Annotated in this window: 22 protein-coding genes; 12 read left to right on the forward strand and 10 right to left on the reverse strand. The window is 72.6% G+C overall.

Annotation, left to right across the window (positions count from 1 at the left end):
- Positions 1–69 precede the first annotated feature (69 nt).
- The gene (locus NON19_RS09150; RefSeq protein WP_255926178.1) at positions 70–1125 is read left to right on the forward strand and encodes a YhgE/Pip domain-containing protein; all 1056 of its coding nucleotides are present in this window, start codon (positions 70–72) and stop codon (positions 1123–1125) included.
- Between the two features lie 21 nt (positions 1126–1146).
- Here NON19_RS09150 and NON19_RS09155 read toward each other — a convergent pair whose 3' ends face one another.
- A complete protein-coding gene (locus tag NON19_RS09155; RefSeq protein ID WP_255926179.1) occupies positions 1147–3636 on the reverse strand; it encodes an ATP-binding SpoIIE family protein phosphatase in 2490 nt (829 codons plus the stop codon).
- A 300-nt stretch (positions 3637–3936) separates the two neighbouring features.
- On the opposite strand from NON19_RS09155, the gene NON19_RS09160 reads away from it, so the two are divergent.
- Positions 3937–4731: a J domain-containing protein gene (locus NON19_RS09160; protein ID WP_255926227.1), complete on the forward strand. Its 795-nt coding sequence runs from the start codon at positions 3937–3939 to the stop codon at positions 4729–4731.
- A gap of 62 nt (positions 4732–4793) precedes the next feature.
- On the forward strand, positions 4794–5126 hold the full coding sequence (locus NON19_RS09165) for a rhodanese-like domain-containing protein (protein WP_255926180.1): 333 nt from the start codon (positions 4794–4796) through the stop codon (positions 5124–5126).
- Between the two features lie 149 nt (positions 5127–5275).
- On the opposite strand, the gene NON19_RS09170 is transcribed toward NON19_RS09165, so the two are convergent.
- The 6 genes from NON19_RS09170 to paaA form a co-directional block, all read right to left on the reverse strand.
- Positions 5276–6406, reverse strand: a complete 1131-nt coding sequence (locus NON19_RS09170; protein ID WP_255926181.1) for an acyl-CoA dehydrogenase family protein — start codon at positions 6404–6406, stop codon at positions 5276–5278.
- A gap of 118 nt (positions 6407–6524) precedes the next feature.
- A complete protein-coding gene (gene paaE / locus NON19_RS09175) occupies positions 6525–7625 on the reverse strand; it encodes a 1,2-phenylacetyl-CoA epoxidase subunit PaaE (protein WP_255926182.1) in 1101 nt (366 codons plus the stop codon).
- Positions 7625–8116, reverse strand: coding sequence for a 1,2-phenylacetyl-CoA epoxidase subunit PaaD (paaD, locus tag NON19_RS09180; protein ID WP_255926183.1), 492 nt, complete (start codon positions 8114–8116; stop codon positions 7625–7627). Before paaD ends, paaE begins: the two co-directional genes overlap by 1 nt.
- Positions 8110–8832 (reverse strand): 1,2-phenylacetyl-CoA epoxidase subunit PaaC, encoded by a 723-nt coding sequence (gene paaC, locus NON19_RS09185; RefSeq protein ID WP_255926184.1) that lies wholly within the window; start codon positions 8830–8832, stop codon positions 8110–8112. The genes paaD and paaC overlap by 7 nt, the downstream gene beginning before the upstream one ends.
- The gene (gene paaB, locus NON19_RS09190; RefSeq protein ID WP_255926185.1) at positions 8829–9122 is read right to left on the reverse strand and encodes a 1,2-phenylacetyl-CoA epoxidase subunit PaaB; all 294 of its coding nucleotides are present in this window, start codon (positions 9120–9122) and stop codon (positions 8829–8831) included. The genes paaC and paaB overlap by 4 nt, the downstream gene beginning before the upstream one ends.
- Positions 9119–10108, reverse strand: a complete 990-nt coding sequence (gene paaA / locus NON19_RS09195; RefSeq protein ID WP_255926186.1) for a 1,2-phenylacetyl-CoA epoxidase subunit PaaA — start codon at positions 10106–10108, stop codon at positions 9119–9121. Before paaA ends, paaB begins: the two co-directional genes overlap by 4 nt.
- A gap of 213 nt (positions 10109–10321) precedes the next feature.
- Here paaA and NON19_RS09200 point away from each other — a divergent pair, with 213 nt between their 5' ends.
- Both NON19_RS09200 and NON19_RS09205 read left to right on the forward strand, forming a co-directional pair.
- Entirely contained in the window at positions 10322–11101 is a 780-nt protein-coding gene (locus NON19_RS09200) for a DUF5819 family protein (RefSeq protein WP_255926187.1), read from the forward strand.
- Between the two features lie 71 nt (positions 11102–11172).
- Positions 11173–12351 (forward strand): HTTM domain-containing protein, encoded by a 1179-nt coding sequence (locus NON19_RS09205; protein ID WP_255926228.1) that lies wholly within the window; start codon positions 11173–11175, stop codon positions 12349–12351.
- Positions 12352–12363: 12 nt separating this feature from the next.
- Here the strand turns inward: NON19_RS09205 and NON19_RS09210 are convergent, their stop codons facing one another.
- A complete protein-coding gene (locus NON19_RS09210) occupies positions 12364–13128 on the reverse strand; it encodes a TrmH family RNA methyltransferase (RefSeq protein ID WP_255926188.1) in 765 nt (254 codons plus the stop codon).
- A 70-nt stretch (positions 13129–13198) separates the two neighbouring features.
- A complete protein-coding gene (gene paaN / locus NON19_RS09215; protein ID WP_255926189.1) occupies positions 13199–14890 on the reverse strand; it encodes a phenylacetic acid degradation protein PaaN in 1692 nt (563 codons plus the stop codon).
- A gap of 119 nt (positions 14891–15009) precedes the next feature.
- Here paaN and NON19_RS09220 point away from each other — a divergent pair, with 119 nt between their 5' ends.
- Together NON19_RS09220 and NON19_RS09225 are read left to right on the forward strand one after the other, a co-directional pair.
- Complete coding sequence (locus NON19_RS09220; protein ID WP_255926190.1) at positions 15010–16524, forward strand: 3-hydroxyacyl-CoA dehydrogenase; 1515 nt, start codon at positions 15010–15012, stop codon at positions 16522–16524.
- Complete coding sequence (locus NON19_RS09225; protein ID WP_255926191.1) at positions 16521–17129, forward strand: TetR/AcrR family transcriptional regulator; 609 nt, start codon at positions 16521–16523, stop codon at positions 17127–17129. The genes NON19_RS09220 and NON19_RS09225 overlap by 4 nt, the downstream gene beginning before the upstream one ends.
- Before the next feature lie 99 nt (positions 17130–17228).
- Here NON19_RS09225 and NON19_RS09230 read toward each other — a convergent pair whose 3' ends face one another.
- Complete coding sequence (locus NON19_RS09230) at positions 17229–17720, reverse strand: Lrp/AsnC family transcriptional regulator (protein WP_255926192.1); 492 nt, start codon at positions 17718–17720, stop codon at positions 17229–17231.
- Positions 17721–17916: 196 nt separating this feature from the next.
- Between NON19_RS09230 and pdhA the strand changes: the two genes are divergently transcribed.
- The 5 genes from pdhA to NON19_RS09255 all read left to right on the forward strand — a co-directional run bounded on the left by pdhA (position 17917) and on the right by NON19_RS09255 (position 23691).
- Positions 17917–19107 carry a pyruvate dehydrogenase (acetyl-transferring) E1 component subunit alpha gene (gene pdhA / locus NON19_RS09235; protein WP_255926193.1) on the forward strand — a complete coding sequence of 397 codons (1191 nt, stop codon included), beginning with the start codon at positions 17917–17919 and terminating at the stop codon, positions 19105–19107.
- Positions 19104–20129 carry an alpha-ketoacid dehydrogenase subunit beta gene (locus tag NON19_RS09240; RefSeq protein ID WP_255926194.1) on the forward strand — a complete coding sequence of 342 codons (1026 nt, stop codon included), beginning with the start codon at positions 19104–19106 and terminating at the stop codon, positions 20127–20129. The genes pdhA and NON19_RS09240 overlap by 4 nt, the downstream gene beginning before the upstream one ends.
- Positions 20129–21466: a dihydrolipoamide acetyltransferase family protein gene (locus NON19_RS09245; RefSeq protein ID WP_255926195.1), complete on the forward strand. Its 1338-nt coding sequence runs from the start codon at positions 20129–20131 to the stop codon at positions 21464–21466. The genes NON19_RS09240 and NON19_RS09245 overlap by 1 nt, the downstream gene beginning before the upstream one ends.
- A 123-nt stretch (positions 21467–21589) precedes the next feature.
- Entirely contained in the window at positions 21590–22474 is an 885-nt protein-coding gene (locus NON19_RS09250) for an NTP transferase domain-containing protein (RefSeq protein ID WP_255926196.1), read from the forward strand.
- Positions 22414–23691, forward strand: a complete 1278-nt coding sequence (locus NON19_RS09255; RefSeq protein WP_372514050.1) for a molybdopterin molybdotransferase MoeA — start codon at positions 22414–22416, stop codon at positions 23689–23691. The genes NON19_RS09250 and NON19_RS09255 overlap by 61 nt, the downstream gene beginning before the upstream one ends.
- Positions 23692–23751 lie beyond the last annotated feature (60 nt).

Here is a 23751-nt window from a genome sequence, read left to right on the forward strand (position 1 = left end):
TCGGATGGTTGTATAGTACAACGTGACTGCAGTTGTAAAAGCCAACCAGCTTCCTCGGGAGGCCCGCCGATGACCGGGAAGACACCGCCTGGCGCGATCCGCCATGTCCTCACCCACCTGCTCACCCCGCTGCTGATGTGCGTCGGCATGGGCCTCGGCTACCTCGGCGCGTTCGGCGATCCGGCCCCGCACCATCTGCCGGTCGCCGTCGTCGGGCAGGCGCCCGCACGACTGGTGATGGCCCAGACCCTGCAGGACAGGGCGGGTGACGCGCTCGACGTGCGCACGGTGCCGTCCCGTGAGGACGCGGTGCGGCTGCTGAAGGACCGGCAGATCTACGGCGCGTACGTAACCGACCGCGCCGCACCGGAGCTGCTGGTCGCCTCGGCCGGATCGGACACCAACGCCACGGCCGCCGAGAAGGTCTTCACCCCCATCGCCGCCCGGCAGGGCGTGCCGCTGAACGTCACCGACGTGGTGCCGCCCGCACCGCACGACCCCACAGGGCAGGGGCTGTTCTTCCTGCTGGTCGCGGTGAGCATCGGCTCGTACGCCTCGGTCGCGGTGATCGGCGGGGCGGGCGCGGTGCTGCCGATGCGGACACGGGCGCTGCTGGCCGCCGGAATGTCGCTGGTGGTGAGCGCGGTGGGCGCGCTGTTCGCCGGTCCGGTCTTCCGCATCGTCGACCACGGGCTGCCGGGCGTGTGGGGGCTGATCTGGCTGTACTCGGCGGGGATCCTGCTGATCGGTACCGGTCTGCACACCTTCCTCAGGCGGTGGACCACGCTGGGGGTGATGGTGCTGTTCGTCATGCTGAACTTCACCAGCTCGGGTGGCGTCTTCCGGCCCGAGCTGCAGAACGGGTTCTTCGGTGCGCTGCACGCCTTCTGGAACGGAGCCGGGTTCATCGAGGGCGCCCGCGACCTGGTCTACTTCCGCAGCCACGGTCTGGGCGGCGGCGTCCTGGTCCTGGCCGTATGGCTGGCCGTGGGCGTGGTGGCGGTGACGGCGGCGGCCCTCACCGAACGCCGTCACGCGGCGGCCGAGGCCGTACCGGTGGCCCGGGCAGTCGAAAGGGAAGAAGCGGAGGAAGCGGAGGAAATGGAACAGGCCGTAGCGGTCTGAGGGAGCCTAACGCCGCCCGAACTACTCCTGGGGCAGCGGGAGTTCGAACCACACCACCTTTCCCACCGCCTTGCGGCTCGTCCCCCAGCGGTGGGAGAGATTGCTGACCAGGGCGAGCCCCCGCCCGTCCTCGTCGTCCTCGTCCGCGCGCCGCAACTGCGGCAGGTTGTGGTCGTCGTCGCTGACCTCGACCAGCAGTTTGCCCACCCGCATCAGCCGAAGCTGCACCTCATGGCTGGCCACCCGCAGCGCGTTGGTCACCAGCTCGCTCACCAACAACTCGGCCAGGTCGCCGAGTTGGCCGATCCCCCAGTCGGCGAGCTGCTTGCGGGTGAACGCCCGCGCCGTACGCACCTGCGAGTGGTCGAGCCGCAGCCGCAGCTCGGCGACGTCCTGCGGCGGGATGCCCTCGAACCGCGCGACGAGCAGCGCCACGTCGTCGCCGCGCTCCTCGTAGTGCACCTGGCTGAGGATCTGGTTGCAGACGTCCTCCGGTGTCTGCTGCGGTTCGATGACGTTGGCGCACAGCGCGGCCAGCCCGGCGTCTATACCCTGCCCGCGCACCTCGACCAGGCCGTCGGTGCACAGCACCAGCCAACTCCCGTCCGGCACCGGGATCTCCACCGTCTCGAACGGCACCCCGCCCACGCCGATGGGTGCGCCCTCGGGGATCCGCAGCGGTTCGCTGCGCCCGTCGTGCCGGGCCAGCACCGGCGGGATGTGGCCCGCGTTGGCCACCGACAGCGTGCGGTGGATCGGGTCGTAGACCGCGTAGACACAGGTGGCCAGATGGTCCGTGGTGCCGAGCCGGTGCGCCAGGTTGTCCAGGTGGCGCAGCAGTTGCGCGGGCGGCAGGTCGAGCGCGGCCATGGTCTGTACGGCGGTGCGGAACTGACCCATCACCGCGGCGCTCAGCAGGCCGTGCCCCATGACGTCGCCGACCACCAACGCGACCCGGCCGCCCGGGAGTTGGATGGCGTCGAACCAGTCGCCGCCGACCTGCGCCTGGCGGTCCCCCGGCCGGTAGTGGTGGGCGATCCGCACCCCGGGGATGCGCGGCGGACTGCTCGGCAGCATGCTGCGCTGCAAGGTGGCGGCGGCGCGCGACTCCAGCCGGTGCAGCCGCGCGTTGTCCAGGTGCACGGCGCCGCGCGCCGCGAACTCCACCGCGGTCGCGGCGTCCTTGACGTCGAACGGACGCCGGTCCGGATCCCGTACGAACCGCATCTGGCCCAGCACCACACCGCGCGCGACCAGCGGGGTGACCAGCACCGAGCGCCCGGCGAGCAGATCGCCGAGGGCCGGAGCGCCCAGGTCCGCGGCCACGTCCTCGGCCAGTGCCGGATCGACCACCGGGAGCAGCAGTGGCTCGGCCAGCCCGGTCGCCTGCCCGCCCGGCCCGGCGGGCAGCGTGAACAACTCGCCCTCGGGCACCACGGAATCCCAGGACACACCGGAGCAGTCGCCGGACACCGCGAGCCTGCGCACGGTGACCGTCCGCTCCTTGCGCCCGGGTGACGAGCCGTCCCGCGGGGCGTCGGAGAAGAGGTGGTCGACGACGAGCACACTGGCGAAGTCGGCGAACCGCGGTACCGCGACCGCACACAACTCGGCTGCCGTGGTGTCGGGTTCGAGGGTGGTGCCGACCCGTGCGCCGGTCTCCCGGAGCAGTGCGAGCTGCTGGTCGAGCAGCCCGCCGGGCGCGGGCGGCGGAAAGCCCGGCGGCGGTACCGGGGTCAGGGGCGGTCTTCTGCGGGCGCTGTGCCGTGGCGCCGCGGGGAGTTCGGCGCGGCGCCGGGCGGGCACGGTGGTCTCACCACGGCGGCGTGGCGGCCGGACCGCCTCGTACGGGAGGACGGCAAGCGGTGCGCTGCCCTCGATCTGCAGTGCGGGGGCGCCGAGTTGGGCGATCCGCCGGGTGATCCGCTCCAGCCGCCCGGGGCTGACCCGGGGCAGTACGTCGGCGAGCCGCGTGATCAGCCGGGGCTCGGCGTCCGCGTCGGGCGCGTTGGGCGCGGAGCCGAACCGGGGGCTGAGCCGGACGCCGTCCGCCCCGGCCGCCGCGTCGAGCACGTACGGCAGCATGCGGTCGCCGATGGCCAGCCGCAGGGCGCCGGAGCGCAGCGGTTTGGCGTGCGCTGCCAGGACGAGCAGACCGCGGTCGGCCGGTTCGGCCATCCGGTACGACCACCACAGTGTGTCGCGCACCGCGCCGGAGTGGTCGGTCACCGGGAACGCGCCGCACCAGCGCGGCCGGGTGAGGCCGTCCAGCAGCTCGACGGCGTCCCGCTCACCGGACGCGGGCGGCTCGGCGGGCGCGGGCAGCAGGCCCCTGGCACGGTGACCGAAGACAGCCTCCCAACGGTGGCCGAACAACTCCTCGGCGCCCCGGTTCCAGTAGGAGACGTCCCCGTCGGCGTCGACGCAGACCACGGCGAGCCGTAGCAGGGCGGCGATTCCGTCGGGCGGCGGACGTCTGTCGTGGGACTGCTCGCCGAGCGGCTTGATCATCTTGTCCAACGTCGTGCACCCGGGGTCGTGGCGGGAGGCGGCCGCAAGGAGCGGCGTCTGATGACAAGGCAAGCATGAAACGTCACAGGAGTTTGGGAAAATACCGAGTTTGGCCACCCGTGGTGGGAGGAAACGCTACGGCGCCCGACGGCATCGCTTCGCGGCCCGGCCGACGGTTCGCGGGCGCGGTCTGGCGACCCGGATGCCGCTGGGGGTGTGGCACCGCCGACCCGCGTCGTGCGGCCGCTCGGGCCGCTCGGGGAACGGTCGGCGCGCGGCTCCTCGTAGGCTGGGCGGGTGATGAACCCGGAGGGCGTACAGCCAGAGCAGCAGGGCGCGGAGGACCGTCTGGAGAAGGCGGTGCGGGCCGCGGAGCAGGCGCTGATCGAGTTCGAGATCGCGGTGGAGACCTTCCGGGTCGAGGTGGAGAACTTCTCCCGGCTGCACCACCAGCGGCTCGGCCCGATGTACACCCGGCTCGACGAGCTGGACGCGCTGATCGCCGAGGCGGTCGCCGCGCACACCGGCGAGCGCGAGGACATCGCGCGGGCCTGGGAGGCCCGCGCCCTGGTGATGCCCATGCCGGGCATCGAGGAGCTGTTCGAGGGGCTGCTGGGCTCCGACGGCGTACGGCCGGTGGACGACCCGCAGGCGCCGCGCCGGGTCCGGCCGGGCGAGGAGGCCCGCCGCCTCTACCGCGAGCTGGTCCGCCAGGCCCACCCTGACCTGGCCCAGGACGAGGCGGAGCAGAAGCGGCGGGGCGACTTCATCGCCCGGGTGAACGAGGCCTACAGCTACGGGGACGAGGCCGCGCTGCGCGCCCTCGCCGAGGAGTGGGCGGCCGGGCCACCGGCGGAGCGGCCCGCACCCAGCAAGGCGGAGGAGCTGTACGCACGGCTTGAGTGGCTGGCGGAGCGCAAGGAGGCGCTCGCGGCGCTCGCCGCGGAACTGGGGTCCAGCGCGATCGGCCAGATGATGAAGATGGCCCCCGAGGACCCGGACGGGCTGCTCAACGAGATCGCCGAGCAACTGCTCGCCCAGGTCGCGGAGCGCGAGCGGCGCCTTGAGGAACTGCTGCGTCCGGCCGCCGACTGACGCGGTCCGACGAGATACGTTGGAGCGGGACCGACCCCGAGGACCCCGAGAAAGGCTCACCCATGAACTTCGCCCCGCTGCCCGCCGTGCAGGCCGCCGCCGTGCCGTCCGACGGGTTCCTGCTCGATGTCCGTGAGGATGACGAGTGGGCGGCCGGGCACGCCGAGCAGGCGGTGCACATTCCGATGAGCGAGCTGGTCGCCCGGATCGGCGAGGTGCCGGTGGACCGGCGGGTGCATGTGGTGTGCCGGGTCGGCGGGCGCTCCGCGCAGGTCGCCCAGTACCTCATCGCCCAGGGCCTGGACGCGGTCAACGTGGACGGCGGCATGCTGGCCTGGGAGCGGGCGGGCCGCCCCCTGACCACCGACCACGGCGGTCCCGCGGTGGTCGCCTGACGGTGGTCGCCTGGGTGGTCCGGGCGGGCGCGGGCGGCTAGCGGCGTTGAACTTCCCGCACCGCGACGGCGCCCCGCGCAACGGCGGAGCCCGGCGGTCTCGAACCAGTCGCGAGTGGCGCGGAGCAGCGGCCAGACGCCGCCTCCCTCTCACCCCGCGTGTGCGGCGAGCAACGCCCCAAGCCGCTCCTCATGGGCCGCCGCGGGGCCGAGCGCCAGCTCAAGCGTCTTGGCCCAGGCGTGGTACCGGTGCAACGCGTAGTCCGTGTCGGCGCCGAAGCCGCCGTGCAGATGCTGTGCGGTCTGCACCACCCGGCGCATGCCCTCCGAGGCCCAGATCTTGGCGACCGACACATCGGCGGTGACCGGCAGCGGGCCCGCGGTGCCGGTGCTCAACCGCCAGGCGGCCTGCCAGAGGGTGACCTCCATCGCACGGGTGTCGATGTAGCGGTCCGCGGCCTGGACGGCAACCGCCTGGAAGGTGGCGAGCGGATGCCCGAACTGCTCGCGCTTGCTGGTGTACTCACTGGTCATGGCGATCACCTGGGTGGCCAGCCCGAGCGCCAGCGCACAGGTGCCGGTGGCCAGCAGATCGCGCAGCCACTCCCAGGCCCCGGCAGCGGTCACCATGTCACCGACCGGAATCCGCACCGCGTCCAGCCGCAGCCGAGCGCACCGCTCACCGTTGGTGGACACCTGGTCGTCCAGGGCCACCCCCTCGTGCGCCCGGGGCACCACGGCGATCACCGTACGGTCGGCGCTGGTACGGGCCGGGACCAGTAGCCGATCGGCCTGCTGCGCCCAGGGCACGGCCGTCTGCACCCCGTCCAGCAGCCATGCGCCGTTCGACTCCCGTGCGGTCACGGCGGCTTCGGCCGGTTCATGCCCGGTACGGCCGCTGGCGGCGACGGTGAGCACGGTCTCGCCGCGCCCGATGGCGGGCAGCAGCCGCGTCGTCAACTCGCCCTCGCCATAGGCCTGGACCGCCAGCGCGGCCGCGCAGGTCTCCAGCAGCGGGACGCGGGCCAGTACCCGCCCGGCCTCGCGCAGCACCAGGCACAGCGCGATCGGGTCCAGCCCGGCACCGCCGTGCTCGGGGTCGAGCACCAGGCCCAGCAGATCGGCGTCGGCGAGCCGGTGCCACAGCGTACGGTCGAAGTCGGCGGCGACCGCGCCCGGCGTCAGCGACGGACTGGGTACCGCGTCGGGCGCAACCGAAGAGAAGACCGCGCGCGCCGCCTCCACGGCGGCCTGCTGCTCCTCGCTGAAGCTGAAGTCCACTGCTCGTCCCTCCCGCCACCGCATCCACTTGCTGACTGGGCGTCAGGTTAGAACAGGTTCTACGAACTGAACAGGCCGCTGGCGCCGTGGAGTTGGCGCCCGCAGGCAGGCTGGCCCTTTACGCGTCGAAGTCCACCGCAACGCGCTCGGTGACCGGATGCGACTGGCAGGCCAGCACATACCCGGCCGCCAACTCATCGGGCTCCAAGGCGAAGTTGCGGTCCATCCGCACCTCACCCTCGACCAACCGCACCCTGCACGTACCGCACACCCCTCCCTTGCACGCATACGGCGCGTCCGCGCGGTTGCGCAGCACCGTCTCCAGCACCGACTCCCCCTCCCGCGCGGGCCAGCTCCCGGCGCGCCCGTCCAACGTCGCGCTGACCGTGGCGCCGGTGGCGTCTCCAGCTCGGGCGGGGGCCTTCGCCGAGCCCTCGTCCACGTGGAAGATCTCCTGGTGGATCCGCGCCCGCTCCACCCCGAGGGCCCGCAACGCCCGCTCGGCATCCTCGACCAGCCCGTACGGCCCGCACAGGAACCAGCCGTCCACGCTCTGCGGCCGCAGCAGCGCGGGCAGCAGCCCGGTCAGCCGCTCCTGGTCGAGACGGCCCGAGGGCAGCCCCGCCTGCTGCTCCTCCCGGGAGAGCACATGGACGAGCTGGAGCCGGTCCGGATAGCGGTCCTTGAGGTCGGCCACCTCCTCCAGGAACATCGTCGAGGCCGCGGTCCGGTCGCTGCGTATCAGGCAGAAACGCGCCTCGGGCTGCCGCTGAAGGACCGTCGCGACGATCGACAGCACCGGGGTGATGCCACTGCCGCCCACGATGGCCGCGTAGTGCCCGGGACCGGACAGCGGCAGCGCGTGCCCGAACCGCCCGGCGGGGGTCATCACCTCCAGCGTCTCGCCCGCCAGCAACTCCTTGAGCGCGTACGTGGAGAACTCGCCGCCTTCCACCAGCCGCACCGCGACCCGCAGCCGCCGCGGTCCCTCCGACCCGGGAGCCGGTGCCGGATCGCATACCGAGTAAGTGCGGCGTATCTCCCCGCCGTTGGCGTACCGCCGCAGCGCGATGTGCTGGCCCGGTGCGAACCGGTAGGCGTCACGCAGCTCGGCGGGCACCTCGAAGGTGAGCGCCACCGCGTCCTCGGTGAGCCGCTCGACGTCCGCCACCCGCAGCGGATGGAACGCACCGTGCCGAGCGACCGAACCGGCCACCATCAGAACTCCTTGAAGTGGTCGAAGGGTTCACCGCACGACTCGCACCGCCGCAGTGCCTTGCAGGCCGTGGACGAGAAGCGGTTCAGCAGCGTGGTGTCCAGCGAGCCGCAGTGCGGACAGCGCACCGACAGCGTCAGCGGCACCGGCCCGCCCGCCGTGGTCGGCCGGGGCGGCGCTATGCCGAACTCCGCCAGTTTGCGCCGCCCTTCGGCGCTGATCGCGTCGCTGCTCCACGGCGGCGACAGCACGGTCCGTACCGACACCTCTGCCATGCCCTGCGCCTTGAGCCGCTCGGTGATGTCGGCCGCCATCGCCTCCACCGCCGGGCAGCCGGTGTAGGTCGGGGTCAGCTCGACCTCCACCCGGCCCGGGCCGGTGACCCTCAGCCCGCGCAGCACGCCCAGTTCGTCCAAGGTGAGCACCGGCAGTTCGGGGTCGGGGACGCTGCCCGCGATCCGCCGTAGCTCGTCCTCCAGCACCGTGGTCACCATGACGCCCCCGGGTGCGCGCGGTGCAGATGCTGCATCTCGGCGAGCATCCGGCCGAACGGCTCGGTGTGTATCCCCTGCCGTCCGGCACCGGCCGCCCACGGGGTGTGGTCCGGCCCGTCCGGCATGGTCAAGGTCGCCTGTCGTATGACGCCGCCGACCACGTCCAGCCAGCGGTCGCGCAGGGCGGCGGGGTCCACCGGCAGCCCCTCCACCGGTGTGAACAGCTCGCCGGTGTACCGCCACAGGGCGTTGAGCGCGTCCTGCATCCGGGTCCGGCTCTCCGGTGTGCCGTCGCCGAGCCTGAGCGTCCACTGCACCGCGTGGTCCTGGTGGTAGGCCACCTCCTTGACCGCCCTCGCGGCCAGCGCCGCGAGTTCGCCGTCGGCCGCGGCCAATTCGCCGTACAGCAGGCCCTGGTAGCAGGAGAAGTAGAGCTGGCGGGCGATGGTGGCGGCGAAGTCACCGTTCGTCTGCTCCACCAACTGCACGTTGAGAAAGGCGCGTTCCTCCCGGCGGTAGGCCAACTCGTCCTCGTCGCCCACCATCGAGTACAGGAAGCGGGCCTGGCCCAGCAGATCCAGCGCTATGTTGGCGAGCGCCACCTCCTCCTCCAGCACCGGCGCGTGCCCGATCCACTCACCCAGCCGGTGGGAGAGCACCAGCGCGTCATCGGCGAGTGACAGGGCGGCCGTGGTCGGTACGGTCGTGGTGGTCACAGGTGCTTCACCCCCTCCGGGATCGTGTAGAAGGTCGGGTGGCGGTACGTCTTGTCGGCGGCCGGTTCGAAGAACGGGTCCTTCTCGTCCGGAGACGAGGCGGTGATCGCGGCGGCGGGCACCACCCAGATCGACACGCCCTCGCCGCGCCGGGTGAACAGGTCGCGGGCGTTGCGCAGCGCCATGGTGGCGTCCGGGGCGTGCAGGCTGCCCGCGTGGCTGTGGCTCAGCCCGCGCTTGCTGCGCACGAAGACCTCCCACAGCGGCCAGTCGGTGTTCTGCGTGCTCATACCGCCGTCGCCTCCCGGCCTGTGTCCGTCTGGTGTTTGGCCGCGTACGCGGCGGCCGCCTCGCGTACCCAGGCGCCGTCCTCATGGGCGGTGCGCCGCTGGGTCAGCCGCTGCTCGTTGCACGGGCCGTTGCCGCGCAGCACCTGCTGGAACTCCTCCCAGTCGATCTCTCCGAAGTCCCACCGGCCGCGCTCCTCGTTCCACCGCAGGTCGGGATCGGGGAGCGTCAGACCCAGCGCTTCGGCCTGCGGAACGCATATGTCCACGAAGCGCTGCCGCAGCTCGTCGTTGGAGTGCCGCTTGATGCGCCAGGCCATGGACTGCGCGGAGTGCGCCGACTCGTCGTCCGGCGGGCCGAACATCATCAGCGACGGCCACCACCAGCGGTTGACCGCGTCCTGCGCCATCGCGTGCTGCTCCTCGGTGCCGTGCGACAGCGTGTACAGCAGCTCGTAGCCCTGGCGCTGGTGGAAGGACTCCTCCTTGCAGACCCGCACCATCGCCCGGGCGTACGGCCCGTAGGAGCAGCGGCACAGCGGCACCTGGTTGGTGATCGCGGCGCCGTCCACCAGCCAGCCGATGGCGCCGACGTCCGCCCAGGTCAGCGTCGGGTAGTTGAAGATCGAGCTGTAGCGCTGGCGGCCGGAGTGCAGCTTGTCGAGCAGCTCGGCGCGGCTGACGCCCAACGTCTCCGCCGCCCCGTACAGATACAGGCCGTGCCCGGCCTCGTCCTGCACCTTGGCGATCAGGATGGCCTTGCGGCGCAGACTGGGCGCGCGGGTGATCCAGTTGGCCTCCGGTTGCATGCCGATGATCTCGGAGTGCGCGTGCTGCGCTATCTGCCGGATCAAGGTGGCCCGGTAAGCGTCCGGCATCCAGTCGCGCGGCTCGATGCGACCGTCCGCGGCCACCACCGCGTCGAACTCCGCCACCAACTCGGCGGGTGCCGTCTCGTTGGCGGCGCCTGCCGCCGGTGCCGTGGTCATTCCAGAAGCCTCCCTGCTCCCGACCGACCGTTCGGTTCAATGGTGGATCCGGCGACGTAGGGTGTCAAGGCTGATCCAGGGCTGTGGAAAAGCCCCACCCCGGGGCCGCACCGCCCTGTGGAAAACCTCTACGGCCTGTCCTCCCGGCGGCGGCATGAGTACCGTTCCGGTGCGAACGGCCGGAACGAAGAGACCGACGAGACGGGGAACGACATGGAGCCACCCGAGGACAGGGCGGCGGACGAGAAAGCGGCGAGCAGCCCACCCGACACCGTGGGCACCCCGGCCTCCGGCGCCGCCGGAACCGCCCCGGCCGACACGGGTGGCGCGGACGGCGCGGCGGGGACCGAGGAAGCCGCCGACGAACTGGGCGGAATATCCCGCCTGTCGGTGCCCTCGCGGATCGTGGTCGCCCTCGCCGTGGCGGCCGTCACCGTGGGCGCCGCCGTCCACCTCGCGATGGTCTTCCTGCACGTAGCCCCGACGAACACCGTCTCCCAGAAGTACGCCCGGACGATCGGCGACTACGTCTATCCGGAGTTCGAACAGAACTGGAAGCTGTTCGCGCCCAACCCGCTCCAGGAGAACAGCGACGTCCAGGCGCGCGCCGAAGTGCGCAAACCGGACGGCACCACCGCCACCACCGGCTGGGTCGACCTGACCGCGATGGACATCGCGCGGATACTCCACAACCCGATCCCCAGCCACACCGAGCAGAACGAACTGCGCCGCGCCTGGTCCTTCTACACCGACACGCACGACGACCAGAACCGCTCCAACGGGCTGCGCGGTGATCTCGCCCAGTCCTACGTCCTGCGGATCGTGGCGCACCGCTTCGGCCCGCACCTCAACGGCGGCGACGTCCAGCGCATCCAGGTGCGCTCGGCGACCACGGCGGTGGGCGCCCCGCCGTGGAGCACGGAGAAGATCGACACCCGGACCTACTACCGCACCCTTCCGTGGTGGGCCGTAAGCCCCGAGGACTTCGCGTGACCGACCAGCCCACCGCCACCCCCCGCTCCGCCACCGGCCCCGCCGCGCCGGTCCCCTCGCCGTTCGTCGGACTGCTGCGCGGCGTCGACCGCGCGGTCGCCCGTGGCCTGGCCAGGATCACCGGCAGCGCCGTCGCGCCCTACCAGTCCGCGGTCATCCGCATCGGCTTCTCACTGACCTGGCTGCTGTTCCTGCTGCGTGAATGGCCGCACCGCGACGAGCTCTACGGGCCGGGCAGCCCGTGGAGTTGGAACATGGCGCGCTCCCTGATCGCCACCAACCACGCCTTCACCGCACTGATGTGGTCCGACAGCGGGGTGTGGTTCGAGGTCGTCTACGCCGTCGCCATCGCGGCCAGCGTCATGCTGCTGCTCGGCTGGCGCACCCGCACCGCGTCACTGCTGTTCATGGTCGGTGTGCTGGCGTTGCAGAACCGCAGCGTGTTCGTGGGCGACGGCGGCGACAACGTCCTGCACATCATGGCCATCTACCTGGCGTTCACCCGCTGCGGACAGGTCTGGTCACTGGACAGCCGACGGTCCCGCCGCACCGCCGACTCCGGCGCGCCCGGCCGCGATCCGGTGGGCATCGCCCTGTGGATCTGCTCCGCCGTCGTGCTGGCCTGGGTCACCGCGGTCGGCGACCTCAGCGGCTTGTGGACCGCCGCGCTGTGGACGGCGATGGCGACGCAGGCCGCCTGGTGGCTGGTGCGCCGCCACGCCCCCGGTGAGCCGCGCACCGTTCTCGACATGATCGGCAACCTGGTGCACGCCGGGGCGATGCTGGTCATCGTCGTCGAGGTGTGCCTGGTCTACGCGACGGCTGGCTGGTACAAGATCCAGGGCTCGCGCTGGGAGGACGGCACGGCCCTGTACTACCCGCTGCACCTCAACGACTTCACCCCCTGGCCCGCGCTCTCCCACGCGCTCGCGGGCAACGGCCTGATGGTGATGCTGATCAGCTACGGCACGGTGATCGTGCAGGTCGCCTTCCCCTTCACGCTGTTCAACCGCCGGGTGAAGAACGTGCTGCTCGCCCTGATGATGTGCGAGCACGCCGGAATCGCGGTGATCCTGGGGCTGCCGTTCTTCTCCCTGGCGATGATCGCGGCGGACGCGGTCTTCCTGCCCACCGGGTTCCTGCGCTGGCTCGGCGACCGCCTCGTCCGGCTGCTGCGCCCGGCCCGCGCGGCGGTCATCCCCCGGCAGCGTTCCGCGGACGAGCCGTCGAGGTCCACGCTGGTGGGATAGCCGACCGGGGGACTACCCGTGCCGCGTCGTCGAGCGCCAGTGGTACAGGCCCATGGCGACGCTGGTCGCGAGGTTGAAGCTGGAGACCTGGGGACGCATCGGAATGGCCAGCAACTTCGTTGCCTGGGCGCGCAGTTGCTCCGAGACGCCATGGCGCTCCGAGCCGAACGCCAGCAGCGCGTCGTCGGGGATGGTGGTCGAGCGGATGTCCTCGCCCTCCGGGTCGAGGACGTACAACGGGCCCTGGGGGAGATCGGCGGGGGCCAACCGCTCGACGGCGGTGGCGAAGTGCAGCCCGGCGGAGGCGCGGACGGCGTTGGGGTGCCACGGGTCGAGGTCGCCGGTGGTGATCACGCCGGTGGCGTCGAACCCGGCGGCGAGCCGGATGACGGCGCCGACGTTGCCGAGGTTGCGCGGATTGTCCAGCACCACCAGGGGAGTTGGCCTGGGCCGCTGGTTCAGCGTCTCCAGGTTTGAGCGGGTGCTGGGCCGGACCGCCAGGGCGGCCACCCCGGTGGGATGGGGTGCCTTGGCGAGCGACTCCCGTAGCACCTCGGCCGGAACCTGCCGGGCGAGCGCGTCAAGGCGGTCGGCGACATCGCCCGCCAGCTTCTCGGCCAGCGCCCTCAGCGCCGCCTTGTCGCTGGTCAGCACCAGCCGTACGTCGGCGTCGAAGCGCAGCGCGTGCTTCAGCGCGTGGAAGCCGTCCAGCAGCACGGCTTCGGGGGCGGTGGTGCGCCACTCAAGCGCCGCGGCCATGGCTTCGTCCTCGCTCATGGCCTCAGCCTACGGTCCGGCCCGGCGCCCGCAGGGCGGCCCCGCGTGGGGGCCGCCCTGCCCGGTGCCGTCACTGCGGCCTGCGCACCTCCACCGTCCGGAACCGGTTCGCCACGAACGCCCCGTCGCACAGCGCCGAGTTGGCCGCGGGGTTGCCCCCGGTGCCGTGGAAGTCGGCGAAGGCGGCGGTCTGGTTGACGTACACCCCGCCGGTCAGGTTCAGCGACAGCTGGGCCAGCTCCTCGGCGCACACCTCCTCGATCGCCCGCTCCACCTGCGGGGAGGTGGTGTAGGCGCCGACCGTCATCGCGCCCTTCTCGCGGATCGTGCGGCGCAGCAGCGCGAGGGCGTCCGCCGTGGAGTCCACCGCGACGGCGAAGGAGACCGGGCCGAAGCACTCCGACAGACAGGCCCTCTCCGCGTCCGGCTTCGCCCCGTCGAGCGAGACGATCACCGGGGTGCGCACCACCGCGTCGGGGAACTCCGGATGCGTCACCGTCCGCGAGGCCAGTGCCACCGAGCCGAGCGACGGCGCGGCCTCAAGCCGCTCCAGCACCTGCGGGTTGACGATCGCGCCCAGCAGCGCGTTGGCCCGGGCATCGTCGCCCAGCAGCCCTTCCACGGCCGCCGCGAGGTCGGCCACCACCTCGTCGAAGCTCTTGTGCCCGGCGTCTGTGTCGACGCCGTCGCGCGGGATCAGCAGGTTCTGCGGGGTGGTGCACATCTGGCCGCTGTAGAGCGACAGGGCGAACGCCAGGTTGGAGAGCATGCCGCGGTAGTCGTCGGTGGAGTCGATGACCACCGTGTTCACCCCGGCCTTCTCGGTGAAGACCTGGGCTTGCCGGGCGTTGGCCTCCAGCCAGTCGCCGAACGCGGTGGAGCCGGTGTAGTCGATGATCCGGATCTCCGGGCGGACGGCGAGCGTCTTGGCCAGCCCCTCGTCCGGCCGCTCGGCCGCCAGGCACACCAGGTTCGGGTCGAACCCGGCCTCGGCCAGCACCTCGCGGGCCAGCCGGACGGTGAGCGCCAGCGGCAGCACGGCGCGCGGGTGCGGCTTGACCAGCACCGGGTTGCCGGTCGCCAGGGAGGCGAACAGGCCAGGGAAGCCGTTCCAGGTGGGGAAGGTGTTGCAGCCGACGAGCAGGGCGATCCCGCGCGGAACGGCGGTGAACGTGGTCCGCAGCCGCAGCGGGTCGCGCTTGCCCTGCGGCTTGACCCACGCCGCCTCGCCGGGCACCCGGGTCTGCTCCTCGTAGGCGTAGGCCACCGCCTCCAGGCCGCGGTCCTGGGCGTGCGGCCCGCCCGCCTGGAAGGCCATGGTGAACGCCTGGCCAGTGGTGTGCATGACCGCGTGCGCGAACTCATGGCTCGCCGCGTTGATCCGAGCCAGCACCTCCAGGCAGACCAGGGCGCGGGCCTCGGCTCCGGCGTCCCGCCAGCGCGGCATCGCGGCACGCATCGCGGGCAGCAGCGCGTCGACGTCCGGGTGCGGGTAGCTGACCCCCAACTCGATGCCGTACGGGGAGACTTCGGCGCCCGTCCAGGCGTCGGTGCCGGGCTGTTCCAGGGCGAAGCGCTGCCCCAGCACCGCCTCGAAGGCGGCCTTGCCCTCGGCTGGGCCCAGCCCGTTGCCGTCGCCGTAGGCCTTCGGGTGTTCCGGGAACGGCGACCAGTACTCACGGGTGCGGATTGCCTGGAGAGCCTTGTCCAAAGTGGCTCGATGCCGTTCGATCAACTGTGCGGCGGAAAGCTCTTCGGCCATGCGGCCACTCCTTGTCGAGCGGGTACGGGCAATATGGTGTGCGAGATCAGTCTTGACCGAATGGTCGGTCGGGGCAAGAGGGGCTTTCGGTCCTGTGGATAACTCTGGGAGCGGACACGATGGACAAACCGGTCACGCACACCACCGTCGCCGTCGTCGGCACGGGCACCATGGGCCAGGGAATCGCGCAGGTCGCGCTGGTAGCGGGCCACCCGGTGGCGCTCTACGACGCGGTGCCAGGCAGGGTCGAGCAGGCCGTGCAGGAGATATCCGCCCGCCTGGACCGGCTGGCGGAAAAAGGCCGGATCGACCAGGCGGCGCGGGACGCCGCGGTGGCCGCGATCACTCCCGCGGCCGAACTGGGCGACCTCGCCGGTGCCGGGCTGGTCATCGAGGCGGTGGCCGAGGACCTGGCGGTGAAACAGCGGCTTTTCGGCGACCTCGAAGGCGTCGTCGCGGACGACTGCGTGCTGGCCACCAACACCTCCTCGCTGTCCGTCACCGCCATCGCGGGCGCGCTGCGGCTGCCCGGACGCTTCGTCGGGATGCACTTCTTCAACCCGGCACCGTTGCTCCCGCTGGTCGAGGTGGTCCGCGGGCACGCCACCGAGCAGGCAGTGGCCGACTTCGCGTACGAGACGGCAGCCGCCTGGGGCAAGACACCGGTGCGCTGTACCGACACCCCCGGCTTCATCGTCAACCGGATCGCCCGCCCGTTCTACGCGGAGGCGTTCCGGCTCCATGAGGAGCGGGCCGCGGACCCGGCCACCGTCGACGCGGTGCTGCGGGAGAGCGGCGGCTTTCGCATGGGCCCGTTCGAACTCACCGACCTGATCGGCCAGGACGTCAACGAGGCGGTGACCAGGTCGGTTTGGGAGTCCTTCTTCCAGGATCCGAAGTTCACCCCCTCGCTCGCCCAGCGCCGACTCGTGCAGTCAGGACTGCACGGCCGCAAGTCCGGCCGCGGCTGGTTCCGTTACGGCCCGCAGGACGGCCAACCGGAACCGCACACCGCGCCGCCGAGCGACCCGCCGGAGTCGGTGGTCTTCACCGACGGCCCGGCCCCGGTCCGCGAGTTGGTGGAGCTGGTGGCGGAGGCGGGAATCGCGGTGCGCCGCTCGGGAGTTGGCCGGTACGGCTTCCTCGGGCTGCCCGGATCCGGGCAGTTGATGCTCGCGGACGGCTCGCTGGCGGCCAGCCACGGTGCGGACACCATCCAGTTCGACCTCGCCCTTGACTACCGGACCGCCACCCGGGTCGCCCTGGCCCCGGCGCGGGGCGCGGCGCCAGAGGCGGTGGCGGCGGCGGTCGGCCTGTTCCAGGCGCTCGGCAAGCGGGTCAGCGTGGTGCGGGACACACCGGGGATGGTCGTCGCCCGTACCGTGGCGATGCTGGTCGACTTCGCGGCGGACGCCGTCGAACGGGGTGTCGCCTCGCCCGCCGACATCGACACCGCCATGCGGCTGGGCGTCAACTACCCGCTCGGACCGCTGGAGTGGGGTGGCCGGCTGACGCCGCAGTGGGTGGCCGGAGTGCTCGACCGACTCCACGCCGCGTACCCCACCGGCCGCTACGCACCCAGCGTCGCGCTGAGCCGCTGGAGCATGGCACCGGGAGGTGTGCTGTCATCATGACCATGGCACAGCGCGGTACCTCCGACCCCAAGCGGGACACCTACACGCCCGAAACCCTCCTCGCGGTCGCGGTGGAGGTGTTCATCGAGCGCGGCTACGACGGGACCTCCATGGAGCATCTGTCGCGCGCCGCCGGTATCTCGAAGTCGTCGATCTACCACCATGTGCGCGGCAAGGAGGAGTTGCTGGAGCGCGCGGTCGGGCGCGCGCTGGACGGCCTGTTCGGCATCCTGGAGGAGCCGCGGGCACTGCAGGGCCGGGCGGTGGAGCGGCTGGAGTACGTGGTCCACCGCACCGCGGACGTGCTGATGGCGGAGCTGCCGTACGTCACCCTGCTGCTGCGGGTGCGCGGCAACACCCACACCGAGCGCTGGGCGCTGGAGCGGCGCAGGGAGTTCGACCAGCGGATGGCCGAACTGCTGGACGCCGCCGTCGCCGACGGCGACCTGCGGGCCGACGTGGACATACGGCTCGCCACCCGGCTGCTGTTCGGCATGATCAACTCGATCGTGGAGTGGTACCGGCCGCCGTCTGGCGGTCCGGCGGTCAGCGATCAGGTGTCGGACACCGTGGTCCGGCTCGCCTTCGACGGCCTCCGCACGTAAGGCGGCTGGCGCGCGGTCTCAAGGGGGCATCGGCGGGCCGTGCCCGCGGTGCCCCCGGGGGCCGGGGCTTCGCCGCGACGAGCCCGCCGCGCGGGCTGGCTACCGTGGGTAGTCGTCCACCACCAGGTCGGTCTCCTCGAAGACCAGCAGTGTCCTGCTGCTCAGGACCTCGGGCACCGCCTGGATCCTGGTCAGCACCAGTTCCCGCAGCGTGCGGTTGTCCGCGGTGTGCACCAGCATCAGCACGTCGAAGTCCCCGCTGACCAGGGCGATGTGCGCGACACCCGGCAGTGTGAGGAGCTGCTCGCGTACGGTGCGCCATGAGTTCTGCACGATCTTGAGTGTGATGTACGCGGATGCGCCCTGACCTGCCCGCTCGTGGTCGACACGGGCCGCGAATCCGCGGATGATCCCGTCCTCCACCAGCCGGTTGATGCGCGCGTACGCGTTGGCACGCGAGACGTGCACCCGGTCGGCGACGGAGCGTATCGACGCCCGCCCGTCCTCCTGGAGCAGGCGCAGGATCGCCCGGTCGATGGCGTCCAGCGGACGCGCGGGCTGCCGGATCTCGGCCATATGTTCAGTCGCCATCCCCCCGGGCCTCCCTACCATGGACGTACTGCCTCCATCAGAGGGTGTGGAGAACCGTTTGTCCACAGGCTCGACACGACTGTGGCCAAAATGCCGCCGACGACCGAACAATCGGTAGGCGAGTGGAACCCCACTCGCCCTGTGTGGCACTCGCCCTTCGGCGGGTGCGCGGACACCGCCCATGAGGAGGTGCGCAATGGCCCGCCTGTCCCCACCGTCACCGGCCGCCGCCGGTCCCGCGAAGCGCTCCGCGCGGCCCGCCCCCAAGCCGCCGGAGGCCGCCGGATCCGGCCACACACCGCCGCCCGGCTGGCACGCCCGGATCGACCCGGCACCGCTGCTGCCCGAGCCCGAGCCGTACCGGCTGCTCGGCACGCCCGCGGCCCGGGACCTCGACCCCGCGCTGCTGCGCCGGCTGTACGAGGAACTGGTGCGCGGCCGCCGCTACAACCGGCAGGCCACCGCGCTCACCCAGCAGGGCAGGCTGGCGGTGTACCCGTCGAGCACCGGGCAGGAGGCCTGCCAGGTCGCCGCGGCGCTGGCGCTGCGACCCCAGGACTGGCTGTTCCCCAGCTACCGGGACACCCTCGCGGTCGTCGCCCGCGGCGTCGACCCGGTGCAGGCGCTGACCCTGCTGCGCGGCGACTGGCACACCGGGTACGACCCGCGGGCCCGGCACGTCGCGCCGCTGTGCACCCCGCTCGCCACCCAACTGCCGCACGCCGTCGGTCTCGCCCACGCCGCCCGGCTGGCCGGGGACGACACGGTGGCGCTGGCCATGGTCGGCGACGGCGGCACCAGCGAGGGCGACTTCCACGAGGCGCTCAACTTCGCCGCCGTGTGGCGGGCCCCGGTGGTCTTCCTGATACAGAACAACGGGTTCGCCATCTCCGTCCCGCTGGAGAAGCAGACGGCCGCGCCCTCCCTCGCCCACAAGGCGGTCGGCTACGGGATGCCCGGACGGCTGGTGGACGGCAATGACGCCCCGGCGGTGCACCAGGTGCTGACCGAGGCCATCGAGCGGGCCGCGGCAGGCGGTGGCCCCACCCTGGTCGAGGCGGTCACCTACCGGATCGACGCGCACACCAACGCCGATGACGCCACCCGCTACCGCGATGCCGCCGAGGTCGAGGCATGGTGCGCCCACGATCCCATCGACCTGCTGGAGCGCGAGTTGCGCGACCGGAACCTGATCGACGACGCGGAGTCGAAGGCGGTCGCGGACGGCGCGGAGGCGCTGGCGGCCCGGCTGCGCGAGGAGATGAACGCGGACCCGGTGCTGGACCCGATGGAGCTGTTCGACCACGTCTACGCCGAGCAGACCACCCAACTACGTGAGCAGGCCGCCCAGTTGCGCGCCGAGCTGGACGCCGAGGAGGACCGATGAGCACCGCGACCGCCCCGGCGTCCGCGCCCGCCACGCGCAAACCGGCCACCATGGCCCAGGCGTTGCGCCAGGCGCTGCGCGACGCCCTCGCGGACGATCCCCACGTCCATGTGATGGGCGAGGACGTGGGCACCCTGGGCGGTGTCTTCCGCATCACCGACGGCCTCACCAAGGAGTTCGGCCCCGACCGGGTCACCGACACCCCGCTGGCCGAGGCCGGGATCCTGGGCACCGCCGTCGGAATGGCGATGTACGGGCTTCGGCCGGTGGTGGAGATGCAGTTCGACGCCTTCGCCTATCCAGCGCTTGAGCAACTGATCAGCCATGTCGCCCGGATGCGCAACCGCACCCGGGGCGCGATGCCGCTGCCGATCACCATCCGCATCCCGTACGGCGGCGGGATCGGCGGCGTGGAGCACCACAGCGACTCCTCGGAGGCGTACTACCTGCACACGCCGGGCCTCCACGTGGTCACCCCGGCGACCGTCGCCGACGCCTACGGGCTGCTGCGCGCCTCGATCGCCTCCGACGACCCGGTGGTGTTCCTGGAGCCCAAGCGGCTGTACTGGTCCAAGGCCGACTGGTCGTCCGACGCGCCGCAGAGCGTGCCCCCGCTGGGCCGCGCCGTGGTGCGCCGCACCGGGCGCTCGGCGACGCTCATCACCTACGGCCCCTCGCTGCCGGTGTGCCTGGAGGCGGCCGAGGCCGGGCGGCAGGAGGGCTGGGAACTGGAGGTCGTGGACCTGCGCAGCCTGGTGCCGTTCGACGACGAGACGGTGTGCGCCTCGGTGCGCAGGACCGGCCGGGCGGTGGTGGTCCACGAGTCCAGCGGGTTCGGCGGCGCGGGCGCGGAGATAGCCGCCCGGGTCACCGAGCGCTGCTTCCACCACCTGGAGGCTCCGGTGCTGCGCGTCGCGGGCTTCGACATCCCCTATCCGCCGCCGATGCTGGAGCGGTACCACCTGCCCGGTGTCGACCGGGTGCTGGACGCGGTGGCGCGTCTGCAGTGGGAGGTGAACTGATGGCCCAGGTACTGGAGTTCACCCTGCCCGACCTGGGGGAGGGGCTGACCGAGGCGGAGATCGTACGGTGGCTGGTCGAGGTCGGCGACGTGGTCGCCGTCGACCAGCCGGTGGTCGAGGTCGAGACGGCGAAGGCCATGGTCGAGGTGCCCTGCCCTTACGGTGGCGTGGTCACCGCGCGCTTCGGCGAGCCGGGCGACGAGGTGCCGGTCGGGCAGCCGCTGGTGACGGTCGCGGTGGGCGGTCGGGAAGCGGAGGCCGATGACGTGGAGCGGCCCGCCGCGCAGACCGGTGGCGAGGGTTCCGGAAGCGTGCTCGTCGGCTACGGGACGGGCGGCGCGGTGCCACGCCGCCGCCGCGTCCGGCCGGGAGCGGAGCCGGGCACCAGGCCGGGCGCGCTGGGCGCGGAGCCGGGCGGCGCCACGGCCCAGCCGGTCGCCGAGGGGCCGGTGCCGGTGGTCTCCCCGCTGGTCCGCCGACTGGCGCGGGAACACGGCCTGGACTTGCGGGCGTTGCACGGCAGCGGCAAGAACGGCCTGATACTGCGGGCGGATGTGGAACGCGCCATCGCCGCGACGCAGCAGGTGCCCGCCGCCGTCGCCAACGGCGTCGCGCTGGGCGCCGGTTCACCGCGCTCCACCGGAGCGGAGACCCGGGTGCCGTTGCGCGGGCTGCGCGGAGTCGTCGCCGAGAAGCTGTCCCGCAGCCGCCGGGAGATACCGGACGCCACCACATGGGTGGACGCCGACGCCACCGAACTGCTGGCGGTACGCGCCGCGATGAACGCCGCGAGCGGTGCCCAGAAGGTCTCGGTGCTGGCGCTGCTGGCCCGCGTCTGCACCGCGGCGCTGGCCCGCTACCCGGAGCTCAACGCCATGGTGGACACCGAGCGCAACGAGGTGGTGCGGCTGCCCGCGGTGCACCTCGGGTTCGCCGCGCAGACCGACCGCGGCCTGGTGGTCCCGGTGATACGGGACGCCCACACCCGCACCACCGAGGAACTGGCGGCGGAGATCGCACGGCTGACCGAGGCGGCCCGGGCGGGCACGCTCAGCCCCGCCGAGCTTACCGGCGGCACCTTCACGCTCAACAACTACGGCGTCTTCGGCGTCGACGGCTCCACGCCGATCATCAACTACCCGGAGGCGGCGATGCTCGGCGTCGGGCGGATAGCGCCCAAGCCATGGGTGTACCAAGGCGAGTTGGCGGTACGGCAGGTCGTGCAGCTGTCGTTCACCTTCGACCACCGGGTGTGCGACGGCGGGACGTCCGGGGGCTTCCTGCGGTACGTGGCGGATTGCGTCGAGCAGCCCGCGGTACTGCTGCGCGGCGTTTAGCCCGCGCTGGAGGCGCCGGGTGGCGGTTGCGCGCACCGCCACCTCACGCCGGAGGCCGCTCGCCGTCGTCGGGTGGGTGTTCCGGGGAAGGCCCCCGGACCTCCAGGCGGCATACTCGCGGTCATGGGCACCAGAACAGGATTCGACGCCGTCGTGCTCGCCGGAGGGTCCGCGCGGCGGCTGGGCGGGGTGGACAAGGCCGCGCTGCGGGTGGGCGGTACGACCCTGCTGGACCGGGTGCTGGACGCCTGCGCGGGGGCGGGTGCCGCGGTCGTCGTGGGTCCACCGGACCGGCCGACCCTGCGACCGGTCCGGTGGACCCGGGAGGACCCGCCCGGCGGTGGGCCGCTGCCCGCACTGGCGGCCGGGCTGCGGGAGACCTCGGCCCCGGTGGTCCTGGTCCTCGCCGCCGACCTGCCGTTCCTCACCGAGGCCACCGTCGGCGCACTGCTCGACCAGGTGACCGGCGACGCCGACGGTGCCGTCCTGGTGGACTCGGAGGGCAAGGACAACCCGCTGGTCGCCGCCTATCGCACGGCATCGCTGCGGCGCGGACTCCAAGCGCTGGAAGAGGACCGCGGCGCCCTGGCGGGACTGCCGCTGCGGCTGCTCACCGCCGAGCTGGAGCTTGTGCGGCTGCCCGATCCGGGCGGCCTGGCCTGCTACGACTGCGACACCTGGGATGCCCTGAGCACCGCCCGCGCCCGCATCAGGGAGCATGGACGTGTGTTGGACGAATGGATTGCCGCGGCCAAGGCCGAACTCGGCCTCGACCTCGACGTGGACACCGCGACCCTGCTCGACCTGGCACGCGACGCCGCACACGGCGTGGCCCGCCCCGCCGCACCGCTGACCACGTTCCTGGTCGGCTACGCGGCGGCCCGCGCGGGCGGTGGCCCGGAAGCGGTCGCGCAGGCCGCCCGCAAGGCCGCTGAGCTGGCCCGGCGTTGGGCCGCCGAGGGCACCGAGGACAGCGGCGGGCCCGGGGCGGGAACGTCTCCGCGATGAGCCGCTCCGCCGCATCCGGGCACCCGGTGAGCGCTGCCCCGGCAACGCGTGAGGCCCTGCCCTGGCCCGAGGCCCGCCGTGTCGCGACCGGCGCGGGACGGCGGCTGGCGGGGGCGCCAAAGCCACTGGACGAGGCGCTCGGTGGCGTACTGGACGGGCCGCTCGACGCGTTGACCGATCTGCCCGCGTTCGACACCTCGGCCATGGACGGCTGGGCGATCGCCGGTACCGGCCCATGGCGGATCGTCGGCGAGGCGCTGGCCGGACAGCACCCGTCCCCCGCACTGCTGGCAGGCCAGGCGGTACGCATCGCCACCGGAGCCGCCCTGCCGCCCGGCGCGACCGCCGTCATACGCAGGGAGAACGGACGCGTCACCGACGACCGGCTCCACCTCAGCGTGCCGCCGTCGCCGGTTCCAGGGCAGGACATCCGGCCACGCGGCCAGGAGTGCCGGGCAGGTGAACGACTGCTGCCGTCCGGCACCCCGGTCACCCCGGCGGTGCTGGGCCTGGCGGCGGCGGCCGGATACGACGAACTGCGCGTCGTGCCGCGCCCCCGGGTGGAACTCCTGGTACTGGGCGACGAGTTGCTCGGCCAGGGGCTGCCGCGCGACGGCCGGGTCAGGGACGCCCTGGGCCCGCTGCTGCCGCCCTGGCTGACCCGACTCGGCGGCGCGGTCGGGGCGGTACGGCGGCTGGGCGATGACGCCGAGTCGCTGTACCGGGCGGTCGACGACAGCGATGCCGACCTGATCGTCACCACCGGAGGTACGGCGTCGGGACCGGTCGACTTCGTGCACCCCGTACTGCGGCGAGTTGGCGCTCGGCTGCTGGTGGACGGTGTGGCGGTGCGCCCGGGGCATCCGATGCTGGTGGCCCAACTGCCCGACGGGCGGCCGCTGGTGGGGCTGCCGGGCAATCCGCTGGCCGCGGTCTCCGGCGTGCTGACCCTCGTCGCGCCGGTGCTGCGCGCCCTCGGCGGTCGCCCCGAACCGGCCGTACGCCGGGCGGAGTTGGCCGACGCGGTTCCCGGGCACCCCATGGACACCCGGCTCGTCCCCGTCGCGCTCGACGGACGCACGGCCGAGCCGCTGCGCTACCACGGACCCGCGATGCTGCGCGGTATCGCGGCGGCGGACGCCATGGCCGTCATCCCGCCCGGCGGCACGGCCGAGCGCGGCACCGAGGTCGTGGTGCTGGACCTCGACTGGGAGTAGTCCCACCGGCTGGTCCAGGTGATGGCGATGACCGGCTTTCGCGGCGAATGCCGTGACTTC

Source organism: Streptantibioticus rubrisoli (genome assembly GCF_024436055.1).
Taxonomy (GTDB): domain Bacteria; phylum Actinomycetota; class Actinomycetes; order Streptomycetales; family Streptomycetaceae; genus Streptantibioticus_A; species Streptantibioticus_A rubrisoli.